The organism is Glutamicibacter sp. NPDC087583 (genome assembly GCF_044743685.1).
Lineage (GTDB): Bacteria > Actinomycetota > Actinomycetes > Actinomycetales > Micrococcaceae > Glutamicibacter.
This window is the reverse complement of record NZ_JBIUWY010000001.1, coordinates 337421-360236: the sequence shown is the minus strand read 5'-3', so window position 1 is coordinate 360236 and position 22816 is coordinate 337421. Positions and strand designations below refer to the sequence as shown.

Annotated in this window: 23 protein-coding genes; 10 read left to right on the top strand and 13 right to left on the bottom strand. The window is 57.7% G+C overall.

All coding sequences use genetic code 11. From position 1 onward, the window contains the following. The first annotated feature begins 13 nt into the window (after positions 1-13). The 6 genes from ACIOU9_RS01780 to ACIOU9_RS01755 all read left to right on the top strand — a co-directional run bounded on the left by ACIOU9_RS01780 (position 14) and on the right by ACIOU9_RS01755 (position 5961). Complete coding sequence (locus ACIOU9_RS01780) at positions 14-1486, top strand: GH32 C-terminal domain-containing protein (RefSeq protein ID WP_388022687.1); 1473 nt, start codon at positions 14-16, stop codon at positions 1484-1486. After that, the gene (locus tag ACIOU9_RS01775) at positions 1483-2388 is read left to right on the top strand and encodes a carbohydrate kinase (protein ID WP_388022690.1); all 906 of its coding nucleotides are present in this window, start codon (positions 1483-1485) and stop codon (positions 2386-2388) included. Before ACIOU9_RS01780 ends, ACIOU9_RS01775 begins: the two co-directional genes overlap by 4 nt. Before the next feature lie 39 nt (positions 2389-2427). After that, a complete protein-coding gene (locus ACIOU9_RS01770) occupies positions 2428-3726 on the top strand; it encodes an MFS transporter (RefSeq protein ID WP_332487194.1) in 1299 nt (432 codons plus the stop codon). A 234-nt stretch (positions 3727-3960) separates the two neighbouring features. Further along, positions 3961-5133 (top strand): metallophosphoesterase family protein, encoded by a 1173-nt coding sequence (locus ACIOU9_RS01765; protein WP_133833643.1) that lies wholly within the window; start codon positions 3961-3963, stop codon positions 5131-5133. A gap of 200 nt (positions 5134-5333) precedes the next feature. After that, the gene (locus ACIOU9_RS01760) at positions 5334-5738 is read left to right on the top strand and encodes a hypothetical protein (protein ID WP_133833642.1); all 405 of its coding nucleotides are present in this window, start codon (positions 5334-5336) and stop codon (positions 5736-5738) included. A 28-nt stretch (positions 5739-5766) separates the two neighbouring features. Next, positions 5767-5961, top strand: a complete 195-nt coding sequence (locus ACIOU9_RS01755) for a hypothetical protein (protein ID WP_133833641.1) — start codon at positions 5767-5769, stop codon at positions 5959-5961. Positions 5962-6358: 397 nt separating this feature from the next. Here the strand turns inward: ACIOU9_RS01755 and tsaD are convergent, their stop codons facing one another. The 7 genes from tsaD to coaA form a co-directional block, all read right to left on the bottom strand. After that, on the bottom strand, positions 6359-7438 hold the full coding sequence (gene tsaD / locus ACIOU9_RS01750; protein ID WP_133833640.1) for a tRNA (adenosine(37)-N6)-threonylcarbamoyltransferase complex transferase subunit TsaD: 1080 nt from the start codon (positions 7436-7438) through the stop codon (positions 6359-6361). Beyond that, positions 7435-7926 carry a ribosomal protein S18-alanine N-acetyltransferase gene (gene rimI / locus ACIOU9_RS01745; protein ID WP_133833639.1) on the bottom strand — a complete coding sequence of 164 codons (492 nt, stop codon included), beginning with the start codon at positions 7924-7926 and terminating at the stop codon, positions 7435-7437. The genes tsaD and rimI overlap by 4 nt, the downstream gene beginning before the upstream one ends. Further along, positions 7923-8600: a tRNA (adenosine(37)-N6)-threonylcarbamoyltransferase complex dimerization subunit type 1 TsaB gene (tsaB, locus tag ACIOU9_RS01740; RefSeq protein WP_133833638.1), complete on the bottom strand. Its 678-nt coding sequence runs from the start codon at positions 8598-8600 to the stop codon at positions 7923-7925. The genes rimI and tsaB overlap by 4 nt, the downstream gene beginning before the upstream one ends. Continuing rightward, positions 8593-9171 carry a tRNA (adenosine(37)-N6)-threonylcarbamoyltransferase complex ATPase subunit type 1 TsaE gene (tsaE, locus tag ACIOU9_RS01735; RefSeq protein ID WP_133833637.1) on the bottom strand — a complete coding sequence of 193 codons (579 nt, stop codon included), beginning with the start codon at positions 9169-9171 and terminating at the stop codon, positions 8593-8595. Before tsaE ends, tsaB begins: the two co-directional genes overlap by 8 nt. Then, positions 9164-10363 (bottom strand): alanine racemase, encoded by a 1200-nt coding sequence (alr, locus tag ACIOU9_RS01730; protein ID WP_133833636.1) that lies wholly within the window; start codon positions 10361-10363, stop codon positions 9164-9166. Before alr ends, tsaE begins: the two co-directional genes overlap by 8 nt. Positions 10364-10508: 145 nt before the next feature. After that, positions 10509-10907, bottom strand: a complete 399-nt coding sequence (mscL, locus tag ACIOU9_RS01725; RefSeq protein WP_105657635.1) for a large conductance mechanosensitive channel protein MscL — start codon at positions 10905-10907, stop codon at positions 10509-10511. A 110-nt stretch (positions 10908-11017) separates the two neighbouring features. Further along, positions 11018-11977, bottom strand: a complete 960-nt coding sequence (gene coaA / locus ACIOU9_RS01720; RefSeq protein ID WP_105657688.1) for a type I pantothenate kinase — start codon at positions 11975-11977, stop codon at positions 11018-11020. Between the two features lie 167 nt (positions 11978-12144). Here coaA and glmS point away from each other — a divergent pair, with 167 nt between their 5' ends. The 3 genes from glmS to ACIOU9_RS01705 all read left to right on the top strand — a co-directional run bounded on the left by glmS (position 12145) and on the right by ACIOU9_RS01705 (position 16064). Further along, entirely contained in the window at positions 12145-14016 is a 1872-nt protein-coding gene (gene glmS / locus ACIOU9_RS01715; protein ID WP_133833635.1) for a glutamine--fructose-6-phosphate transaminase (isomerizing), read from the top strand. Positions 14017-14103: 87 nt separating this feature from the next. After that, positions 14104-14454 carry a holo-ACP synthase gene (locus ACIOU9_RS01710; RefSeq protein ID WP_105657637.1) on the top strand — a complete coding sequence of 117 codons (351 nt, stop codon included), beginning with the start codon at positions 14104-14106 and terminating at the stop codon, positions 14452-14454. Between the two features lie 161 nt (positions 14455-14615). Further along, on the top strand, positions 14616-16064 hold the full coding sequence (locus ACIOU9_RS01705) for an NAD(P)H-hydrate dehydratase (RefSeq protein WP_166650718.1): 1449 nt from the start codon (positions 14616-14618) through the stop codon (positions 16062-16064). Positions 16065-16077: 13 nt separating this feature from the next. Here ACIOU9_RS01705 and ACIOU9_RS01700 read toward each other — a convergent pair whose 3' ends face one another. The 6 genes from ACIOU9_RS01700 to truA all read right to left on the bottom strand — a co-directional run bounded on the left by ACIOU9_RS01700 (position 16078) and on the right by truA (position 22125). Continuing rightward, complete coding sequence (locus ACIOU9_RS01700; RefSeq protein WP_133833634.1) at positions 16078-16797, bottom strand: SDR family NAD(P)-dependent oxidoreductase; 720 nt, start codon at positions 16795-16797, stop codon at positions 16078-16080. 46 nt (positions 16798-16843) lie between these two features. Further along, on the bottom strand, positions 16844-18217 hold the full coding sequence (locus ACIOU9_RS01695) for a UDP-glucose dehydrogenase family protein (RefSeq protein WP_400342068.1): 1374 nt from the start codon (positions 18215-18217) through the stop codon (positions 16844-16846). A gap of 148 nt (positions 18218-18365) precedes the next feature. Then, a complete protein-coding gene (gene glmM, locus ACIOU9_RS01690) occupies positions 18366-19712 on the bottom strand; it encodes a phosphoglucosamine mutase (RefSeq protein ID WP_105657641.1) in 1347 nt (448 codons plus the stop codon). A 169-nt stretch (positions 19713-19881) separates the two neighbouring features. Then, positions 19882-20382 (bottom strand): 30S ribosomal protein S9, encoded by a 501-nt coding sequence (rpsI, locus tag ACIOU9_RS01685; RefSeq protein WP_060702200.1) that lies wholly within the window; start codon positions 20380-20382, stop codon positions 19882-19884. Between the two features lie 38 nt (positions 20383-20420). Continuing rightward, positions 20421-20864, bottom strand: coding sequence for a 50S ribosomal protein L13 (gene rplM, locus ACIOU9_RS01680; protein ID WP_105657642.1), 444 nt, complete (start codon positions 20862-20864; stop codon positions 20421-20423). Positions 20865-21189: 325 nt separating this feature from the next. Beyond that, complete coding sequence (gene truA / locus ACIOU9_RS01675) at positions 21190-22125, bottom strand: tRNA pseudouridine(38-40) synthase TruA (protein WP_286172137.1); 936 nt, start codon at positions 22123-22125, stop codon at positions 21190-21192. A 168-nt stretch (positions 22126-22293) separates the two neighbouring features. On the opposite strand from truA, the gene ACIOU9_RS01670 reads away from it, so the two are divergent. Continuing rightward, positions 22294-22746 (top strand): hypothetical protein, encoded by a 453-nt coding sequence (locus ACIOU9_RS01670; protein ID WP_388022714.1) that lies wholly within the window; start codon positions 22294-22296, stop codon positions 22744-22746. Positions 22747-22816 lie beyond the last annotated feature (70 nt).

Here is a 22816-nt window from a genome sequence, read left to right as displayed (position 1 = left end):
AAGGATGGCAGCGTTGCCCGAAACTCAACAGGTCGCGGTGAAGCGACCACAGCTACATTTCACTGCGAAGAAAAACTGGATCAATGACCCCAATGGATTGTTCTTTGACGGAAAGCAATACCACCTGTACTTCCAGCACAATCCTCACGGCGTAGGCCACGGATTTATGTCTTGGGGCCACGCGGTCAGCACCGATCTGGTGAACTGGGAAGAACTTCCTATCGCGATTCTGCACGGCGACATGGCTGATATCTTCTCCGGCTCCATCGTGGTGGACCACGAAAATACCAGCGGCTTCGGCGACGGCACGGTTGCGCCGGTCGTTGCCATCTACACCGCGGCAGCCAAGGATGAGACCAACCAGTCCCAAGCCATCGCCTACTCGCTGGATGGTGGAATCACTTTCACCAAATACGGGCAGAATCCAGTTCTGGATCGAGGGTCCAAGGACTTCCGCGACCCAAAGGTCATCCGATACGAATCCGAGCAGGGTTCCTTCTGGGTCATGGTTGCTGTTGAAGCCATTGATCGCCGAGTGATGATCTACCGTTCTGAGAACCTCAAGGACTGGACCGAGCTCTCCAGCTTCGGACCCCAGGCTGCTGTTGCCGGAATCTGGGAATGCCCAGATCTATTCCAGCTACCAGTTGCCGGCACAGACCAGCTGAAGTGGGTTCTAATTGTTTCGCTGAACCCAGGCGGCGTGGCCGGCGGCTCAGGTACCCAGTACTTCATTGGTGAATTCAACGGCACCACCTTCACTCCTGATGAGACTCAGGAAACTTGGGATAGCTTCGGATACGAATCCTTGAAGCAGGGCGACTGGCTGGACTGGGGACGCGACTTCTATGCAGGTGTCAGCTTCCACGGCTTGCCACTAGACGAGCAAACTCTCATTGCCTGGATGAGCAACTGGGACTACGCCCGCGAGCTCCCCCACGACGGATGGCGCGGATCCATGAGCGCCGCACGCCGGCTGGATTTGGTGAAAGACTCCAACGGCAAGTTTGACATTCGCCAGCGCATTCTCGGATTGCCAAAAGCCGACGTTGCATCAAGCAAGGCCAACGCTGGCGAAAATCGTATTGAGCTGGGCTCCCCCGCTCTGGTTGAACTGACGTTTGCTACCAGCCCAACCGAACCAGCAGTCCTTTCCTTATTCCGCGCCGATGACACTCTTATCAGCGAACTCACCGTTGAATCCGAATTGATTCAGCACCGCCGCGAAGCAGGCAAGGTAGACCACGAGCTCTACGCCTCCAACCAGCGCATGCCTCTGCCCGCTGGTTCGGATGAACTAGATGTGAAAGTTCTCGTGGATCACGGATCTATCGAAATCCTAGCTGCTGGTGGTCGACGTTCCCTTACGGATCAGCTCACCGGTGAGGCAGCGCTGGCCTACGCGACCTTGCGCGTCGCAACTGGTGCGAATGCGTCTTTCAAAGTTCAAGAACTCTCTGATAACGCACTGGAGCCCAAGGCATGAGCCGCATTAGCGTAATGGGCGAATCCCTCGTCGACGTTGTTGAAGAAACTGCGCATCCTGGCGGATCACCGCTGAATGTCGCCGTCGGGCTTGCCCGGCTGGGACATGATGTTCAGTTCTATACGGAATTCGGTCAGGATTCCTACGGCATTCAAATTGCGGAGCACCTGGATCAGGCGGGAGTGCATGTTGCCGCCGGCTCAGTAACTGGGCATCCCACGTCCGTAGCCCAGGTAGTGATGGATGAGCACTTCAATGCTCGTTACACCTTCGACATCCACCAGCAGATTCCTGCTGTCCCCGCTGATGATTCCAGCGAATTACTGCACACCGGTTCCATCGCTGCTTGGATTGAACCCTCGGGTCAAATCATTGTCGATGCTTTCAAGAATGCATCAGACGATTCACTTCGAAGCTATGACCCTAACCTCCGTCCGGATCTTGTCAAGGACAGGGACTCGGCTTTGCAACGCATTGAGCTGCTGATGGGCCTGAGCCACATCGTGAAGCTCAGCGACGTTGATGGTCAGTGGCTATACCCAGGCCTAGAGCCATGGGAGGTTCTGAAGCACGTAGCCAGCCTCGGCCCAGCCTTGGCAGTGATGACTCAGGGCGGCGATGGTTGCGTGGCGCTTTCCTCGGGACGGCAATTTGATGTCGCTGCCTCTCCCACCAATCTTGTGGACACCATAGGTGCCGGGGACGCCTTCATGTCCGGGCTGCTCTTTGGAGTGCTGGCTAATCCAGAATTCGCTCAAGCTCTTCGTCACGGCGCAACGGCTAAGTCTCAAGATGTTGAAGAGGCACTTCGTCAGGCCTTAACGTCAGCTGCACTGACAGTGGCACAAGCCGGAGCCAATCCCCCGTGGATTAAAGACTTCTCCCTCGCAATCGCTCAGTAACTACGCTTCGCAGCGTTCACGAAAGAATCCAGGACAAAGATGGCTGGCATTACGACTACTTACAAAAATCCTATTTACCTCCAGAGTTCCTTCTCGATGCTCCTGTTCTTCGCATCGTGGGGCATCTGGTGGTCCTTCTTCCAGATCTGGCTCACCAGCGAATCAGCAGGTCTAGGACTCACCGGGGCACAGGTCGGCACGCTCTACTCGGTAAACTCCCTGGCAACGCTGATCCTGATGTTTGCCTACGGGGCCATTCAGGATCGGCTTGGCGACAGAAAGCATCTGGCCACCATTCTTGCCTCGGTGACCGCCCTGATCGGGCCATTCTGCACGTGGGTCTACCAGCCACTATTGCAGTCCCAGTTCATGGCCGGCGTGCTCATTGGCGCCATTGTCTTGTCAACTGGTTTCCTAGCCGGAGTTGGGCTATTTGAAGCCTTGACCGAACGCTACAGCCGCCGTTTCAACTTTGAATACGGGCAGGCCCGCATGTGGGGGTCCTTTGGCTACGCTCTGGTCGCATTGGCGGCCGGCTTCCTGTTCACTATCAACCCCATGCTGAACTTCTGGATCGGGTCCGTTCTGGGCCTGGCCCATCTCCTGCTGCTGGTGCTGGGCCGTACCAATAGTCAGCCAGTGATCGCCGCCGGTTCCGGCAGGAAAATTCTTTCCCCCGCAACTACACCGACAATTCGTGAGATGTTCAGGCTATTCCGTCTGCCGAGTCTCTGGCTGATCATCTTGTTCGTCATGCTCTCTTGGACGTTCTATACCGTCTTCGACCAGCAGATGTTCCCCGAGTTCTACACCGGCCTATTTGAATCACCCGAGACCGGACAGCGGGTATACGGAATCTTGAACTCAGTTCAGGTGTTCGTTGAAGCGGCCATGCTTGGCATCATCCCCCTGGTCATGCGCCGGATAGGCATTCGTTCAGCATTGCTACTGGGAGTGGCCATCATGTTTGTCCGCATCATCGGCTGCGCTCTGGTTGACGATCCGGTGCTGGTCTCGGCAATCAAGATGTTGCATGCCATTGAGACACCGCTATTCATCTTGCCGATCTTCCGTTACTTCACGCTGCACTTCAATCCGGCACTGTCGGCAACCCTATACATGGTTGGGTTCCAAGTATCGGCACAGATTGGCAACGTCATTCTGTCCACTCCCCTCGGTGCGCTCCATGACCGTATGGGCTACCAGCAGACCTTCATCGTGATTTCTCTAGTTGTGCTATTAGCTGGGATCTACGGATTCTTCGCTCTCAAAAAAGATGATCAGCAGGTAGATGGTGACCCGTTCATGCGTCATTCAAAAGCTGCCATGAACTCATAGCTGACTATTAGGCGAAGCGGGGTGGGATGTTGTCGAATTCGACGACATCCCACCCCGCTCTCGTTTGAGTAAGGAATGTCAAAAATGCGCAACTTCTGCATTGGGTTTATTTATGTTGCACACCTATTGTCGATGACTTAATTTCATCATTTCGTCACTCTGGATTCCTACGATCTAAACATTGTCGCCACGATAATTACACGGCGAATCACAGAATCATTTTGAAAGGTCTCCATGAAAACATCGTCTTCTGTTCCACGTCGCGGGATATTGGTTGCCGGCACCGCAGCCGCTATCACCGGACTCTTCGCCGCCAACAGCGCCACTGCATCCCCAGCACCGGCTGAGAATCCGGGAACGGCTCCCAGGCCAAAACTGAAATTCGCGGCAGATGGCAAGTTCAAGATCGTTCAGTTCAATGACACCCAGGATGGACCGCGCACCGATCGTCGCACCATTGAGCTGATGGAGAAGGTTCTGGATGCCGAGAAGCCCGGCTTCGCCCTGATCAACGGCGATGTAATCAATGGCTCCTCTCAAACAGTTACCGAAGTCAAGCAGGCTATCAACAACGTCGTGCAGCCGATGGAGTCCCGCGGTATCCCTTGGGCACTTACCTTCGGCAATCACGATGAAGATTCAATGCCCAATGGCACAGGCATGGACGAGGCAAAGATCCTGAACTTCATCCGAGGCTATGAGTTCAATGCCAACTCGAAGAATGACAAGATTGTTGGCGAATCGAATTCCCAGTTGCTGATCGCTTCCTCGAAGAGCGCCAAACCTGTCTTTGGCATCTGGCTGCTTGATTCGAACCGCTACGCTCCAAAGACTGTTGGCGGCCAGGACTTCGAGGGCCTCATGTCCTACGACTGGATCCGTCCCGAGCAGATCGCTTGGTATCGCGAGGCTTCCATAGCCACCGAAAACCGCTACGGCAAGGTTCAGTCGCTAATGTTCTTCCACATACCACTGTGGGAGCACAACCACATGTGGTACGGCGCCCAGTTCACCTCGAACGACGCTGACCACGAGAAGGCCATCAAGAAGCACTCTATCGTCGGAGTGAAGAACGAGGGCGTCTACACCGGCGCATTCAATTCCGGCATGTTCGCCGCGCTGCAGGAACGCGGAGATGTCCGGGGCGTGTACTGCGGCCACGACCACATCAACACCTACATGGGTGACTACTACGGCATCGAGCTCGGCTACGGTCCAGGTACCGGTTTCGGCACCTACGGCCTCGGTGGGACCGAGAACCATCACCTACGCGGCGCCCGGGTCTTCGAACTCGACGAGAACAAGAACAGCGTTTACGCCGGAACCCGCACCGTGTTCGCCAAGGATCTGGGTATCGACATGGGTACTCAGGGACAACCGATCGAAGGGCCACTGCCGCTTCCATAGCCAAGACAAGTTCTGAGCAAGACGAAACCGACCGACGAATGAGCGATTTCGTCTTGCCCAGACTTTTTTACCGCAGCGAAACTGGTAACGGCAAATTATCGAACAGCTGGAAACCATGGCTGGCGTATTTGTAAAGCGTTCCAGACCTTCTACGAAGACGCCTCCATCCACGAGGAATCCAACCCGGCATCATCTTCGACATGATCATGAAACCGGACTCGATGGGGAGCTACAGCGACAAGGACGTGGACCAGGTCGCCATGAAGTGGGTAGCCCAACACAACCACAAGGGCTCGGACTCACACCTGCAACCTCCCATCGACGTATTCCACGACCGCCGCAGGAATGCCACGCAGGATAACAACACTCTGGAACCGGAACAACCAGTCGAATTCCGCAAAACCGCGGGCGCCTTCAACAAGTCCTACGACTTCTTCTCGCAGGTCATCGACTACGGCAGCACCCGAATCGAGAAATTCGCGATCTACCTGAAGCTACTGGCCAAGGCACTGCAGACCACAGCCACCGGCAACAGCTTGGACCTTTCCGATGCGGCGCTCACCCACTATGCCCTGAGGTGCAAGAAGCACAGGACCTGGAGCTAGTGGGTGGGCAAGGCAAGGGAATCGAGAGGTGACTGCAGCCGATTCGGGCGTTGTGCGGGAGACGACCCTACGCACTTTCGACGGACAGATTAAGCAGATCAACGAGCTATTCGAAGACACCGGAATCAGCGACGACGACCAAATCAATGCCGTCGAATCGATCATGTGCACGCCGAACCACACGAGCAGTTACAACGTGAAGCGATTGCAAATGGACCGATAGATTTCAGTTCATCGCCAAGTCTTCCCGAGACTATTGACAAGATCACCTACACCTCGGGAGAAGGACGCAAAAGGCAATCAATGCCTAGCTAGAGGTGGATGCCCCGGACGAGATAGTTCATTTTCTTCTTGCGACTGGTTTGCAAGATCGGGCTAGGAAGCCTTCGCAACGTGATGCTATGACGAATCATTACCCTGAGACACATAGACGTACATAGGTGCAAGAGGTCTTGCTGTTCGCTTTTCCACTCAGTGGCTCATGACCCCGTTAGGAGTTTTGTTTAGTCTTGGACCGACAGATCTTGACTACGAATGCCGATTAGGATGGACAACCCTAGAAATTAGTTTGGGGTCCACCGCCTGTACGTGGTGGCCCCAAACTGAGGTTGCCCAGGTGTCTAGCTTCGAGAATTCAAAACGATGTTCGTTACCGGCTGCGAAGAGTCGGTTGCGAATTCCAGCCCAGACGGAGAAACGCCATCAGCAACCAGCTGCGCGCCGAGAGCTGCAACCATTCCGCCGTTGTCCGTGCACAAGCTAAACGGAGGAACCACCAAGGCTATGCCCGCAGAAGCACATCGGGCCGCCAGAAGTTCACGCAGTCGAGTATTCGCCGCCACTCCCCCGCCCAGAAGCAGAGTCTTCAGTCCCTGTTCCTGCATCGCCCGGACTGCCTTCGACGTGATCACGTCAACGACTGCTTCCTGGAATGACGCAGCAATATCAGCGACAGGAATTTCTTCTCCGTTGGCCTCGAAGTGCTCGACGCAGCGGGCTACAGCAGTCTTCAGTCCTGAGAACGAGAAGTTGTTGCGGTGCTTGCCAGGATTCTCGGCACTGCCCACGAACTTCGGCAGCGACAAGCCGCGAGGGAATCGGAATGCCTTTCGGTCTCCATCCTTAGCCGCCTTGTCGATAGCCGGACCACCTGGATACCCGAGACCCAGCAAACGAGCAGTCTTGTCATAGGCTTCACCGGCTGCATCATCAATCGTGGAGCCCAACAGCTGCACGTCGTTAGTCAGCGAAGTGACCTTCAAGATTTCGGTGTGCCCCCCTGAGACCAGCAGTGCCCCGAAAGTTGGCGGCAATACGGTTCCTTCGAGAACGCCAACACCTACGTGAGCAACCAAGTGGTTGATCCCGTACAACGGCTTCCCTGTAGCCAACGCCAGAGCCTTGGCTGCCGAAACTCCAACCATCAGAGCACCGGCCAGGCCTGGACCGCTGGTCACGGCAATGGCGTCAATGTCATCAAGAGTCAGTTCCGCGGTGTCCAGAGCTGACTGCAGGGTGGGCACAAAGGCTTCCAGGTGTGCACGCGCTGCGATCTCTGGAATCACTCCTCCAAAGCGTACGTGCTCATCCATGGAACTGGAGACAGCGTTAGCAAGCAGCCTATTGCCGCGCACGATGCCCACGCCGGTTTCATCGCAGGAAGACTCGATGCCCAGTACTACGGGTTCTGTGTTGCTCATGCGTTGCGTTCTTCCTCTTGTCCTTGCTGGACATCCAGCGGCAGTCTCATAATAAGCGCGTCTACCCCGCCCTTGTAGTAGCCCTTGCGACGGTGAATGGTAGTGAATCCCATGGATTCATACAGACCAATGGCACCGGGGTTATCAAAGCGAACTTCGAGCATCACATCCAATGCATTCTTCTCGCCTGCGGTCTGGATGAGCAATGCCAAAAGCTTGCGTCCCAAGCCTCGCCCTTGGTAGTCCGGGTGCATGGCAATAGTTTGCACATCGGCAATCGGCAAGACCACGCAGAGGCCGGCATAGCCGACAACTCGACCAGCGTCCGCATAGACCCAGTAGGTGCGGGTATCACTCTGAGCTAGCTCGGATTCAAAACCTGCCAGCGGCCACGCGTCTTCTGGAAACAGCTGCTGTTCCAGCTCGTGGACAGCCGGCAGATCTTCTGCGGCCATGCGGCGCAAAGTGATCTGATTTGCTTCACTCATGATTTGGTCTGCTTCATGAATGCCGGAACCTGCGCGTCGGATTCACGCAGGTACTGTGGCGAAGTATCAGAAAGATCCTTGCCCGCTGCCAGTTCATTCATGCCACGGCGGGCAAGATGGCCGGCGTTTGCAATCCATTCAAAGGACTCAGGCATTGGCTGGGAGCCTGCCTCTTCAAGTTGTTCAGCGTAGATCCCGGCACCAACGCCGTAGACCGGCAATGCCGGAAGCGCTGAAGCTGCGGAAACGTGCGGGCCATCCACCATGGTGCCGTCTTGGTCATATCGAGCCCAGTACACTTCCTTGCGACGTGCATCGGAAGCCACAACGAATTCAGCCGGAACCTGACTTGAGTCAAGCGCCTGTTCGGCGAGCGCGTGCAATGACATCACACCGTACACGGGGATTTGCCATACGAAGCCGAAGGTTCGTGCGGCAACCAGTCCCACGCGCAGGCCAGTGAATGGGCCTGGGCCTACGCCGACAATAATGCCGGCGAGGTCTTGGCCTTTCTGTCCATGAGCGTCCAAGAGTTCCTTGACGTATGCCGACAGGGTTTCGGTCTGGTCGTTCCCCTTGGATGAAACCCGCTGGTCGACAACTGAACAGGTGGCTTTGTCAACCAGTGCCACCGATGCGTTGGCGGAGGTGTCGATAGCTAAGTAGTTAGGCATGCTTCTCTTCCGTGTGCTGCGCAGTTACTGCAGACAGCAAAGTGTCTTTCAACTGGGCAAAGGTGTCCTCGTCCCAGCGCGGGCCGATCCCCTTCAGGCTGAACAACCGCGGCTCGTCCAGCTCTTCCTCCGATTCTTCCCACGGGTTGGCACTCGGTGCGGCCAGGGCTTCGCGGTCCAGCTGGATTTCCAGACGCGAGTCCGTGAGATGTTCCACCTTGCCCAGCCCCCACTCCACAACGGTGACTGAATCAGCCAGCGTTGATTCGAGATCCAGGGTGTCCACGTCGTCGTGGCCCTTCAAGCGGTAGGCATCCACGTGGATCAGTCCGGGGCCATCGCCTAGCGCCGGGTGCTGGCGGGCCAAAACGAATGTAGGCGAGATGATTCCCTCGCGTACATTCAGTCCCACGCCCAGCGACTGAGTCAGAGTCGTCTTACCAGCGCCCAAGGCCCCTGTAAGAATCACCAAGTCTCCGGCTTTGAGCTGGGTACCAAGAGCTTCCCCCAGCGCTTCGGTAACAGTGAGGTCATCTAGTTGGCAGGAGAATTCCCGCACCGGGTTACTCACCGGCTTCACCCCAGCTGCCTTCGATGTAGTAGCGGGGCACGCGCGGAGAAATGCGGGTTACCACTTCGTAGTTGATGGTGTTCGCCGCATAGGCCCAAGTGTTCACCGACTGCCCGCCTTTACCGAAGATAATCGCCTCGGCGCCGAGGAAGTCCTCAGGCTTGATGTCCGCGCCCAGATCAATGACGCACTGGTCCATGGCGATGCGTCCGCGTACCGGGTAGGTGCGTCCGTTAACTGTTACCGGCGCACCTGTTGCGATGCGCGGCAAACCGTCTGCATAGCCCATGGGGATCAGCCCGAGGTAGGTCTCCGCTTCAGTCTTGTAATTCAGGCCGTAGGACACGCCCTGCCCCGGATGGACCTTCTTGACGTTAGCCACGCGGGTCTTCACTGTCATGGCTGGACGCAGGCCGAAACTTTCTGGCGAGTCGGTTTCAAAGGGGCTCAGGCCATACAGGCCCAACCCCAAGCGCACCATGTCGTGGTGCGAATCAGGTCGCGAAAGGATACCCGGCGTATTGGCGATATGGCGCACTTCAAGATCGAAGCCGGCTGCTTCTACCAGTTCTATGGCCTTGTTGAAGATTTCCAGCTGCTCGTCCGTTTCGGGCCGCTCTGGCTCATCTGCGACCGCGAGGTGGGAGAAGATGCCAACTACGCGCAGCAGTCCTTCTTCTTGGAAGTCGCTGGCGCGGTTCAACAGATCAGGCAGGGCATCCATAGTGGAGCCATTGCGGCCAAGTCCTGTGTCCACCTTGATGTGGATACGTGCCGGTGTCTGCACGGCACGTGCTGCGGCGGCAACGTATTCCAGCTCCCAGCCTGAGACTCCCAGATCAAGACCGGCATCAATGGCGGCCTCGAATGGGGTGTCCTCGGTGTGCAGCCAGGCCATCATGGGAGCATCGATGCCCGCTTCACGCAGGGCGAGAGCTTCCGTGGCATGGGCGCACCCGATCCAGCGGGCGCCGCCCTCCAAGGCGGCCTTGGCTACGGGGATAGCTCCATGGCCGTAGGCGTCTGCTTTGACGACGGCCATAACTGCAGCTGGGGCTACAACATCAGAAATCTGCTTGACGTTGTTGCGGATGGCCGACAAGTCAATGACTGCACGACGTTCAAATCCGATAGCCTGTGCACCGCTGGTGCTGTTTGTCAGGTTGCTTTCTTCAAGCGCTTCAGAGTTCACCTAATCATCTTCGCACTTTTCGGTTCCGCTTGCCTTGTCCACCCGTGCGCAGTTCGGCACATAGCGCGAGTTAAAGTCGGAAGGGGCGGACCCAAGCAACTGTGTTGCTTGGGTCCGCCCCTTGGAGACGGATATTTGTCAGGGCTTAGCGCAGAGTCTTCAGCTCGTCGCGGATCTGGGCGAGCAGCTCCAGCTGTGGATCTACTTCTTCCTCTGGCTCTTCTGCACCGGCAGCGCGGCGTGCAGCCAGTCGCTCGTTGAGCTTGGTCATTGGCAGAACCAGCGCGAAGTAGACAGCTGCAGCAATCAACAGGAAGTTGACCAGTGCAGTCAGGAAGACACCGAACTTGATGTCAACGCCGTCAATGGTTAGCAACAAGAAGCTGTCGAAGTTTGGAGATCCAACCAGGGCGGCGATCAATGGCATCAGCACATTATCGACCAAGGCGGTGACTACGGCGCCGAAGGCAGCGCCGATAACAACAGCAACGGCCAGATCGACAACGTTGCCCTTCATAATAAAATCGCGGAAACCTTTTAGCATGGTTAGAGCATACACAGGAAAATCACAGCACGACTACGAATTTGGGCTCCGATCTGCAATAGTTCGGCAAACTCACAGAAATCGTTTGCTTAAATATCAGCTGAAGAAGCCTAGATTTTCCTCAATAGCATCCTGCGCACCGAGTGATCCGCCGCCTTGCGCAGTACTAATTGCGCCCGCCCACGCGTAGGCAAGACGTTTTCCCTGAGGTTCGGCTCGTTAATGCGCTTCCAGATACCGTGAGCAGTTTCCCGTGCCTCGACATCAGTGAGCTGGGCATAGCGGTGGAAATAGCTGGCAGGGTCGGAGAAGGCACCGGAGCGCAGACGCATGAACCGCTTGATGTACCACTCTTCGATATCCGCGGTACGCGCATCCACGTAGACGGAGAAGTCGAAGAAGTCGCTCAGGGCCAGGCCCACGGTCCCATCGGAACGGGTTCGAGCAGGCTGCAATACGTTCAGTCCCTCGACAATCAATACCTGCGGTGAGCGGATTACGTTGCGCTCCCCCGGGATGATGTCGTAGGTCAGGTGCGAGTAGACCGGAGCACTTACTTCTGGGGCACCAGACTTTACCGCCGAGACAAAGCGCAGCAGCGCCCGCCGGTCATAGGATTCGGGGAACCCTTTGCGGTGCATGATCCCGCGGCGCTCAAGCTCGGCATTCGGGTACAAGAAGCCATCAGTGGTTATGAGCTGGACATCAGGCGTATGCGGCCAGCGGCGCAGCATTTCCTGCAGTACACGAGCAGTTGTGGACTTTCCCACGGCAACCGAGCCGGCGACGCCGATGACAAAAGGCGTGCGGCTGGTCTGCTCGCCCAAGAAGGTAGTGGTTGCCTGATGCGTCGCGCCGGCACCCTCGACATAAAGCGACAGCAGGCGGCTCAGTGGCAGGTAGACGTCCCGGACCTCTTGCAAGTCCAGCTGGTCGCCGAGGCCGCGTAGCCGCTCAATGTCCGAATAATTCAGCGGCTGTTCCATTTGATTGGACAGGCGCGCCCATGTCTCGCGCTCCAGTTCAACGAAAGGCGAGATAGGCGTTTCAAGTGTTCCGTGTGGTTCCACGAGGGTAAATTCTGCCAAGAATATGCTCCACATCCCAATTAACAACATCAACAAGGCAATTGGATTAGTCAAAAAACAGCCGACTGGTGATCTAAGACATAGGTAATTTTGAGTGCTCCGACACGATTATTCCCATCGATAGGCATTGAACCGGTAGGATTTTTCCCATGTGCGGAATTGTTGGATATGCAGGAACCTCGAGCCAGGTCGCCGATCATGGCGCCCTCGACGTTCTAATTGAAGGTTTGCGTCGGTTGGAATACCGCGGCTACGACTCGGCTGGTGTCGCTGTTGTTGCCGATGGCGCCATTCATTCTCGTAAGAAGGCCGGCAAGCTGGTCAATCTGGAAAATGAAATTGCCGAGTCCCCATTGCCTAAGTCGATGACCGGCATTGGGCATACCCGTTGGGCAACCCACGGTGGTCCGAGCGATCAGAACGCTCACCCACACCTGGCCGATGGTGGCAAGCTTGCCATGATCCACAACGGAATTATTGAAAACTTCGCCGGCATCAAGGCCGGCTTGGCAGCCGAGGGCGTTGAATTCCTCTCGGATACCGATACCGAGGTTGCCGCAGCTCTGCTGGGTAAGCTCTACAGCTCCGAGGCCGAAGGCGATTTGACCCGCGCCATGCAGCTTGCTGTTCAGCAGCTCGAAGGTGCTTTCACCCTCTTGGCAGTTCACCAGGACCACCCAGGTGTTGTCGTTGCGGCTCGCCGCAACTCCCCTCTGGTTCTCGGTCTGGGCGATGGCGAAAACTTCCTGGGTTCGGATGTCTCCGGCTTCATCGACTTCACCCGTCGTGCCGTAGAGCTGGGCCAGGACCAGATCGTAACCATCACCCCGGATAACCATTCCATCACCGACTTCGACGGCAACCCGGCCGAAGGCAATGAATTCACCGTTGACTGGGATGCAGCCAGCGCTGAAAAGGGCGGCTTCCCATCCTTCATGGAGAAGGAAATCTTCGACCAGCCTGCAGCTGTTGCCGACACCCTGCTGGGCCGCTCGGACGCTGATGGCCGACTGACCCTGGACGAACTGCGTATCGCTCCAGAGGAACTGGCCGAAATCTCCAAGATTGTTGTTCTTGCTTGCGGCACCTCGGCATATGCCGGCTCCGTGGCCAAGTACGCTATCGAGTCCTGGTGCCGTATCCCGGTAGAAGTTGAGCTCTCCCACGAGTTCCGCTACCGCGAGCCAATCGTGGACGAAAAGACCCTGATCGTTTCGATCTCCCAGTCCGGCGAAACCATGGACACCTTGATGGCTGTGCGTTACGCCAAGGAGCAGGGCGCCAAGACCATGTCGATCTGCAACACCAACGGATCGACCATCCCACGCGAATCGGATGCGGTGCTGTACACCCACGCTGGTCCGGAAATTGCTGTGGCTTCCACCAAGGCATTCCTGGCACAGATCACCGCAACCTACCTGCTGGGCCTGTACCTGGCGCAGCTGCGCGGCAACCTGTTCCAGGGCCAGATCAAGGACATCCTTGCCGACCTGGGCAAGATCCCTTCCAAGATCCAGGACGTCCTGGACCGCGCGGAAGAGATCAAGGATCTGGCACGCAACATGTCAGATGCCAACTCCGTGCTGTTCCTGGGCCGCCACGTAGGCTACCCGGTAGCAATGGAAGGCGCCTTGAAGCTCAAGGAAATCGCCTACATCCATGCTGAAGGCTTCGCCGCTGGCGAGCTGAAGCACGGCCCTATCGCCCTGATCGACGATGGCCAGCCAGTGTTCGTCGTAGTTCCTTCCCCTCGTGGTCGCGACTCGCTGCACTCCAAGGTTGTCTCCAATATCCAGGAAGTGCGCGCCCGTGGCGCTAAGACCCTGGTTATTGCCGAAGATGGCGATGCTGCGGTCAAGGACTTCTCCGAGTGGGTCTTCTACGTGCCAGAAACCCCAACCCTGCTGATGCCTCTGCTGGCCACCGTGCCACTGCAAATCTTCGCTTGCGAACTGGCATCCGCCAAGGGCTTCGATGTCGACCAGCCACGCAACTTGGCCAAGTCGGTGACCGTGGAGTAATCCACCGAGCACCAGAATTGCGGGCATTCCCTTTCCGAGAATGCCCGCAATTTTTATGCCCTGCAAGCACTGGATAAACTGATAGGCATGATTGCAGGAATTGGAGTGGACATCGTTGATGTGCCGCGTTTTGGCCGCCAGCTCGAGAAGACTCCACGCTTGCGTGAACGGCTCTTCACCGAAGAAGAGCGGGGCCTGCCCCTGCGATCCCTGGCGGCCCGCTTCGCGGCCAAGGAAGCCATCGCCAAGGCACTGGGAGCTCCTGCGGGCATGAACTGGCAGGACTGCACTATCCGCAAAGATGAAGCCGGTGATCCCCAGGTTCACAACACTGGTTCAGTGGCCGCTGCCAGCGAGCTGCGTGGCATCAAATCATGGCATCTGACCATGTCCCACGATGGAGATATGGCTATCGCAATGGTGGTTGCAGAACGCTAGGCACCAACGCCACGACGAAAGAATAACGACACGCATCTCATTAAATAGGGCATCGCACAGGTGCCTTGAGTATTGTTTGTCTTATGATTCCTGTCTACAGTGTTGCGCAAATTCGTGCGGTTGAAGCCCAGGAGAACTCCAAGCGGGGCGAGACCAGCTTAATGAAGCAAGCAGCCGCCCATTTGGCTTCAACGGCAGTCGCCATGCTGACCGAGAATTCCAGCGCCGATCCGGCTTTCGTGGTGGCGCTTATCGGCCCGGGCAACAACGGTGGAGATGGCTTGTATGCACTGGCAGAGCTCCAACTGCAGAAGATTTCCACTCTGGCTCTGCAGTGCCACGAACAGATCCATGCCGAAGGTGCTGCAGCATATCAAGCTGCCGGCGGTACCGTGCTGGACCTCTCCGACGGTCAAGGCGAATTAGCTAATGCCTCGCTCATTATTGACGCCATCTACGGCCTTGGATACCGTGCCGGCTCTGATTTGCCGAAGCTTCCTGCTGGCGCACGGGTGCTGGCATGCGATATTCCTTCAGGCCTGGATCCTGAAACGGGCGTTGCGCAGGACTCTGTTCTTCGCGCAGAACGCACGGTAACTTTCGGTGCCATGAAATCCGGTCTTCTGTCTGTAGACGGACCGCTGGTTACCGGTGACATTACCGTGGCAGATCTCGAATTCGACTTTTCTTCCGTCCAAGCTGGAACGCAGCTTGTGGACGAGGTGGCCACTCGCGAGCTGCTGGACCAGCACCGCTCTTGGAGGGATGCCGGACGGCACAAGTACCAGCGTGGAGTCCTGGGACTCATCGCCGGTTCCGGCCTTTATCCCGGAGCTGCTCAGCTGACCGCCAAGGCCGCTGTAGCCTGCGGCGTCGGATTGCTTCGCACCCACGTGCCAGAATCCATTCAGCCGCTCATGGCCGTCGCCGTGCCGGAGTCCGTGCCACTGGATGATGAGCAGATCAAGGAAGCGCTGTCTTCCTCCCGCCGTCAGATTCACGGCAAGGGCGCCAAGATCAAGGCTTGGGCCATTGGCCCGGGCTTGGATGGACGCACTCCCCCGACTGGCGCCATCGCTGATGTCTTTGCCAGCCCGCAGCCGGCCGTAATTGACGCGTCCGGATTGGAAGTCGTTCCTGCCGGCCCAAGCGAGCAGCCTCGCGTGCTGACGCCTCATGCCAAGGAACTGCGCATGCTGCTCAGCCGCGCTGGAGTGAAGATCACTCCCGATGAGATTTCCCAAGACCCGATTCGCTGGACCCGGTGGGCCGCCCTGGCATACAACGCCGTGGTCCTGCTCAAGGGACCAACCAGCTACATTGTGGCCCCCAATGGCGACAGCCTGATGGTGAGCCACTCGGCACCAGAATTGGCCACTGCAGGCAGCGGCGATGTCCTGACCGGCATCCTGGGCTACATGCTCTCCGACAGCTCGCTCACGGGCACCGAAGGCCTGCGAACCGTGCCTAACCGCCGCATGATGGAACTGACCGCGTGTGCCGCTTACATTCATGGCCACCTGGGCCGGGTGACCGCTTCAGAGGGAACTGTCAATGCTTCGCGCCTGATCGAGAACCTGCCTAAGGTCATGAAGCAGTTCGGCTTCTAGGCTCTGGGTCCCTCTAGAGGCCGCCAGAAACTTTGAGAACGCTGCCGGTGGTGTAGGCGGCTTCGCTAGACAATAGCCAAGCCACCGCACCGGCTACTTCTGTCGGCTTGCCTGCGCGTCCCATCGGGATCGTCTCGGCGATTTGCGCAGGGCGCTGTGGATCCTTATGGAATTCAGTCCAAAGCGTTCCCGGGCTAACCGCATTCACTCGGATGCCGTCCTTAGCCAGTTCCTTGGACAGTCCCACTGTCAAGGCTTCTACTCCGGCCTTGGCTGCAGCGTAATGCACGTACGTGAAGGGGCTTCCGGATTCAGCCGCCACCGATGAAATGTTCACGATTGCACCACCGCCATGTGACTGGAGCAGGGGCAGCGCATATTTAATGCAGGTAATTGGGCCCAGAAGATTCACGTTCAGATCCGCGGCGATATCGGTCAACTCGTTGTCTGCCAGATTTCCGATGGCCGTCGCTGATCCCGCGTTGTTTACCAGTCCTTCAAGTTCACCAATGTCCTTCACTCGGGCGAAGAACCTTGCCACTGATTCTTCATTGGCGCAGTCGATCTGCAGGACATGGCAAATAGCGCCGAGCTCACGGACTTTATCTGCCACTGCCTGCGCCGATTTCTCATCCTGCCTGTAGCCGATGATCAAGTTGCGGTCGGTGGCTAGACGCACCGCAATCGCGGCTCCTAAGCCACGACCACCGCCGGTGACCACAGTGTATGCCATGCGGCTCCCCCTCTCTTGCAGTTGCGGTCGCGTACCGCAGCTAGCTTCAGGAAGCCTGTACCGGAATCGAGGTAGTTGCCGGAGCCATGTTGCCCAGCTCGAAGTATTCACCCGGACCGGTAACAGTCCAGCCCTGATTCCGCCATTCAGGGCGGTCCAGGACGTTGCGCCCGTCAATCAGCTGCTTGTTGGCCACTACGTCTTCCAGATCCGACGGATTCAGTTCGCGGAATTCATTCCATTCGGTCAGCACCAAGGTCAGGTCCGCATCCTTCGCCGCTTCCTTGAAGGAATCAACGTAGTTCAAGCGCGGGAAGCGGCCGGCAGCGTTGGCGTTGCCTTCTGGGTCGTAGACCGAGACTTCAGCGCCCTCGTTGTACAGGCGGACGGCGATATCCAGTGCTGGCGAGTCCCGCACATCATCGCTGTTCGGCTTGAAGGTCACGCCAAGTACGCAAACATGCTTGCCTGCCAGCTCATTGCCCAGCATGTGCGAGGCCAGCGAGACCACGCGGTCACGGCGGCGCAAATTGATCTGGTCGACTTCAGCCAAGAAGCCCATGGTCTGGCTCAGGCCAAGTTCGCTGACGCGTGCTTGGAGGGCTCGAATGTCCTTGGGCAGGCAACCGCCGCCGAAGCCCACTCCAGCGTTCAGGAAGCGGCGTCCAATGCGCTTATCGTGGCCAATGGCGTCGGCAAGGACCTTGATGTCGCCGCCTACGGTTTCAGTCACCTCGGCAAAGGCGTTGATGAAAGAAATCTTGGTAGCCAGGAAGGCGTTGGCTGCAACCTTGACCAGTTCTGCAGTCTCCAGGTCCGTGGCGATCTCCGGAGTATCCAAGGCAAGGATCGGTGCATAGACTTTGCGCAGCAGTTCCAGTCCGCGTTCATGCTCCAGGCCGTAGACCAGGCGATCGGGGCGCAGGGTATCCTGGACGGCGAAGCCTTCTCGAAGGAACTCCGGATTCCATGCCAGCGCGATGCTGCTTCCGTTCTTGGCGTCTTGGGCAATTTTCTCGCTCAGCCGGCGTGCGGTGCCTACCGGCACGGTGGACTTGCCGACAATCAGCGCTTCGCCGGTGATGTGCTCCAGCAGCGAATCCACGGCACCGTCTACGTAGGACATGTCTGCGGATTGCGAGTCGGCGCGCTGCGGGGTGCCCACGGTGATGAAGTGGATATCCGCGCCGGCAGCGACTTCTGCGTAGCTGTCGGTGAAGCGCAGGCGTCCGGAGGCCACATGCTTGCGCAGCAGTTCTGGCAGGCCTGGCTCGTGGAAGGGCAGAACGCCAGCGGCCAGTGCTTCCAGCTTGGCTTTGTCTACGTCCAGTCCAATGACTTCATAGCCCAGTTCAGCCATGCAGGCGGCATGGGTTGCACCGAGGTAGCCGGTGCCGATCACGCTGATGCGTAAAGTCACGAAAGTCCTTCTCTCCGAGAACGCGAACCGATATCAGTTTCTATTAGTTAGCATGCCACACCCCCGCAGCGTGTTCCGGCGTGGAACGCGCTGCGGGGGTGTGAGTTTTCTTGATATTTACGTGTTGGTTGCTGGGAAGCCACTGGGCCTAGAGGGCCAGATGCTCCTTGACCGATCCTGCCAGGGCTTCGGCTTCGGCCTGGGCCTGCTCGTGGGTAGCTGCCTCGACCATGACGCGAACTACTGGCTCGGTCCCCGATGGACGCAGCAGCACACGGCCGGTGGTGCCCAAGCGTGCCTCAGCAGCGGCAATTGCCCGCTGCAGCGGTTCGCATTCTGGAACGCTGGCCTTGTCTACGCCGCGTACGTTGATCAGGACCTGTGGCAGGACGGTCAGCACGGCAGCAAGTTCCTTCAGGGTCTTGCCGGTAGCCTTCACGCGGGCCGCAATCATCAGGCCGGTCAGCACGCCGTCGCCGGTGGTGGCGTGCTTGGAGAAGATCACGTGGCCGGATTGCTCGCCACCCAGGGAGTAATCGCCTTCGCGCATGCCTTCGAGCACGTAGCGGTCACCCACGCCGGTCTGCTTAACAGTGATGCCTGCTGCTTCCATGGCCAGGGTCAGGCCGAGGTTGCTCATCACGGTGGCAACCAGGGTGTTGTCCTTGAGTTCGCCGCGGTCCTTCATGTCCAGTGCCATGACGGCCATGATCTGGTCACCGTCGACGACGGTGCCTTCATGGTCTACTGCAAGACAGCGGTCAGCGTCGCCGTCGTGCGCGATGCCCAGGTCCGCGCCGTGCTCCAGCACAGCGGCCTGCAGCTTCTCCAGGTGGGTGGAGCCGTAGCCGTCATTGATGTTGATGCCGTCTGGATCTGCGCCAATCACGACGATCTCGGCGCCGGCAGCCTTGAACACCTCTGGGGAGCAGCCCGAAGCAGCGCCGTGGGCGCAGTCCAGAACTACCTTCATGCCATCCAGCCGGTTGGGCAGGGCCTGCAGCAGGTGCATGATGTAGCGGTCCTCAGCGTCGGCGAAACGCGAGACTCGACCTACCTCACCGCCGGTTGGGCGTGGCTTTGGCATCTTCAAGCAGGCTTCGATGGCATCTTCCAGCGCATCGTCCAGCTTCTTGCCGCCACGGGCTAAGAACTTAATACCGTTATCCGGAGCCGCGTTGTGCGAGGCGGAGATCATGACACCGAAATCGGCGTTCAGGTCCCCTACCAGGAATGCCGCCGCAGGAGTCGGCAGCGTGCCGGCATCCATGACGTCTACGCCGGAGGCGGCCAGGCCGGCCTCAATTGCGGCAGACAGGAAGTCACCACTGATGCGCGGGTCCTTGGCAACCACAGCGACCGGCTTGTAGCCGTCCTCTGGCTGGCTCAAGCCCAGCACCACCGATGCCGCCTGCGCCAGTTCCAGCGCGAGCTCGGGAGTTAACAGTTCGTTTGCTTTTCCTCGGACCCCATCGGTCCCAAATAACCTTGCCATCGCCTTCAATCATATGCCCTCTGCATTGATTTATACGGCTTAAAGTCCCGCATTGGCAGTGAGATGAGAAAAGATTACTGGGATCTTGCAGTCTTCGGCGTTAAAAGGCCAAAGGCCCCGGCGTCCTTTGCAGGATGCCAGGGCCTTTGGAAAGACCTTGAAGCAAGGTTTAGCGCTTCGAGAACTGCGAAGCCTTACGTGCCTTCTTCAGACCAGCCTTCTTGCGCTCGATGACGCGTGCGTCACGAGTCAAGTAGCCAGCCTTCTTCAGGGTGGCGCGGTTTGCATCGCGATCGATCTCGTTCAGCGAGCGAGCGATACCCAAACGCAGTGCACCGGCCTGGCCGGAAATGCCGCCACCGTTGATACGAGCGATAACGTCGTAAGCACCCTCAAGACCAAGGATCTTGAAAGGCTCGTTGACGTCCTGCTGGTGCAGCTTGTTAGGGAAGAAGTTCTCCAGGGTGCGACCGTTAACGGTCCACTTGCCGGTGCCTGGTACCAGGCGAACGCGGGCGATAGCCTGCTTGCGACGGCCAACTGCTGCACCTGGAACGGTAAGCGGAGCGCGCTCGGTTTCGGCAACTACAGCCGAAGCAGAGGTCTCGGTGGTGTAAGTCGAAGGGGTCTCGCCTTCGAATTCAGTGGTTTCTTCAGCGTTCTGAGCCACGATAATCTCCTATTAAGTATTTCTTCTCGGGGCCAGGACTACTGAGCGACCTGGGTGATTTCCAGTGCCTTTGGCGACTGAGCAGCGTGTGGGTGCTCGGCGCCGCGGTAGACCTTCAGCTTCGACAGCTGGGCATCGGAAAGCTTGTTCTTAGGCAGCATGCCCTTGATGGCCTTCTCAACAGCCAGTACTGGGTTCTTTTCCAGCAGGTCTGCGTAGTTGATGCTCTTCAGGCCACCTGGGAAACCGGAGTGGCGGTAAGCGCGCTTGTTCAGCAGCTTCTTACCGGTCAGTGCAACCTTGTCTGCATTGATGATGATGACATGGTCGCCCATGTCCATGTGTGCAGCATAGGTTGGCTTGTGCTTGCCGCGCAGCAGGGTTGCGGCCTGGACGGCGAGACGGCCGAGTACTACGTCGGTGGCGTCAATGACAAACCACTGACGAGTCTGGTCAGCCGGCTTTGGGGTGTACGTACGCACAGTAATTGCCTTACGTTGATTCGTTTCTGGTCAAACAGTCGCTTGGCTGAAGGCGGTGAGATCCCCCAGTGACAGGCACTGTCGTGTTGTTCTTGTGTTTAGACCAGTACGCCAGGTGAGGACTGATGATAACCGGCCGTCCATATATTGTTCGCACACCCAGCAGACCAGCGACTATGCAACTAAGCCGTCACGCTTGGGCGTGTAGTGTCGAACGTGGACATACACAACTCATAAAAGTTTAGCGGATTAAAGTGTTTCCGGCCAAAAAAGCATGTACGTCGTGAGCAACAACACCCTTAAGATCCCGGGGATTATCGGCTAATCAGCTTTCCATGCAGGCTTCGTCAACCTCAGCTTCGGTTCGCCGTGCGCGGGTCAGGAGTGCTCGTTCCGCCAGTTCTTCAACCTCTGGGTAGTAGACCTCTTCGAGGACCAGGGCCCGCGGGTGCGAAAGCTTGGTCTTGGAGTCGCGGACCATCTGTTCCAGCCGCTGGGCCAGGAACCCCGGTTGCTCACGCCCGTCCCCCACCATCATCGCGGCACCGATTAGCGCACGGACCATGTTGTGGCAGAAGGCATCGGCCTTCAAATGGGCCAGTACCAAGCCGTCGGCTCCACGGGTGAAGGTGAATTCCTGCAGGGTACGAATGGTCGTGGCATGCGGACGGGGCTTGCAGTAGGTCAAGAAGTCGTGGCGGCCCAGCACGCTTTGCGCCTCGCGATTCATCGCCTCGACATCCAGCTCTTCACGGTGCCACGTGGTCAGGTGCCGGGTCAGTGGATCCCAGCGCTGCTGCCCATCGGCAATCCGGTAGGAGTAGCGGCGGGCCAGCGCGGAGAAGCGGGCATCGAAGCCTTCTGGTGCGCGTTCGGCTTCATGCACCCAAACGGCACCATCTTGACGGCCAAGGATGCCGTTGATGCGGCGTACGAGCGCAGGACCGGGAGCCAAGGGCGCCTTGCGTGGCAGTCCCGCGTATTCTTCCTCGGTCAAATCGAAGTGCACCACCTGGTGGCGGGCATGCACACCTGCATCGGTGCGTCCGGCAACAACCACGCGCACGCGGCGCCGGATCATCATTTCCAGGGCCTCTTCAACCAGCTGCTGCACGCCCAAGACATTGGGCTGGCGAGCCCAACCGCTATAGGCGGCACCGTCGTATCCGAGCACCATGCGCATGCGGATCCATGCTGGTGCTGCAGTGGCCCCCAATGCGGTGGTGCCCATTGGATCGATGCTTTCTGGCTGAGTACTCATGTATTCAATTATGCGTAAGCAGACGTGCAACCGTCGAATCAAGTGCCCGCCTTCACGCCGTTATCCACAGGCGCCAAAACGAGAGCTGCTGCCGGGAGTAGCCTATGTGCATTCCACGGACCTGCCGCGCAGGCGGCTGGTTCACTAGCAACGTTCTAAGGTCTCGCCATGTTCAGGAATGCAGTTAGCTTTATCGCGATATCCGCTGCTGTCCCGCTCTGCTTAAGTGGTTGCAGTTCGGGACAGCTGAGCACAAAGCAATCATGCGCCCTCATTAATGAACTGGCCGTAGAGCATTTCATCGAGGAAAAGTGGGCGCTGGCATATATGGGAATTCTTGCGCAGAATTCACAACCTGCGATTGAGGCTTTGGAAACAGCCATCGGCATCTACCGGGAAGTCTCCGAGCAAACTGGCAATAGGCACTTGCGCACTGCATTGCGGTCCGAAATCGAAAACTACCAAGACTTCATTGACCTCATTGCCAATCGCTCCTTTGACGATCCAACGCTCGCGTCAGACGTTGAGGCAGCCGAGGGCGGACTGCAAGATCGATACACCGACTATGTGCGTGAAACGTGCCCAGCTTCCGCTTCTGAACCTGATCCGTCCGCTTCTTAGGAAACCGCTGCTTGCCGATCCGCTCATGTCATACACTGCCTGCAATAACTCCTGATTATAGAATAAACAG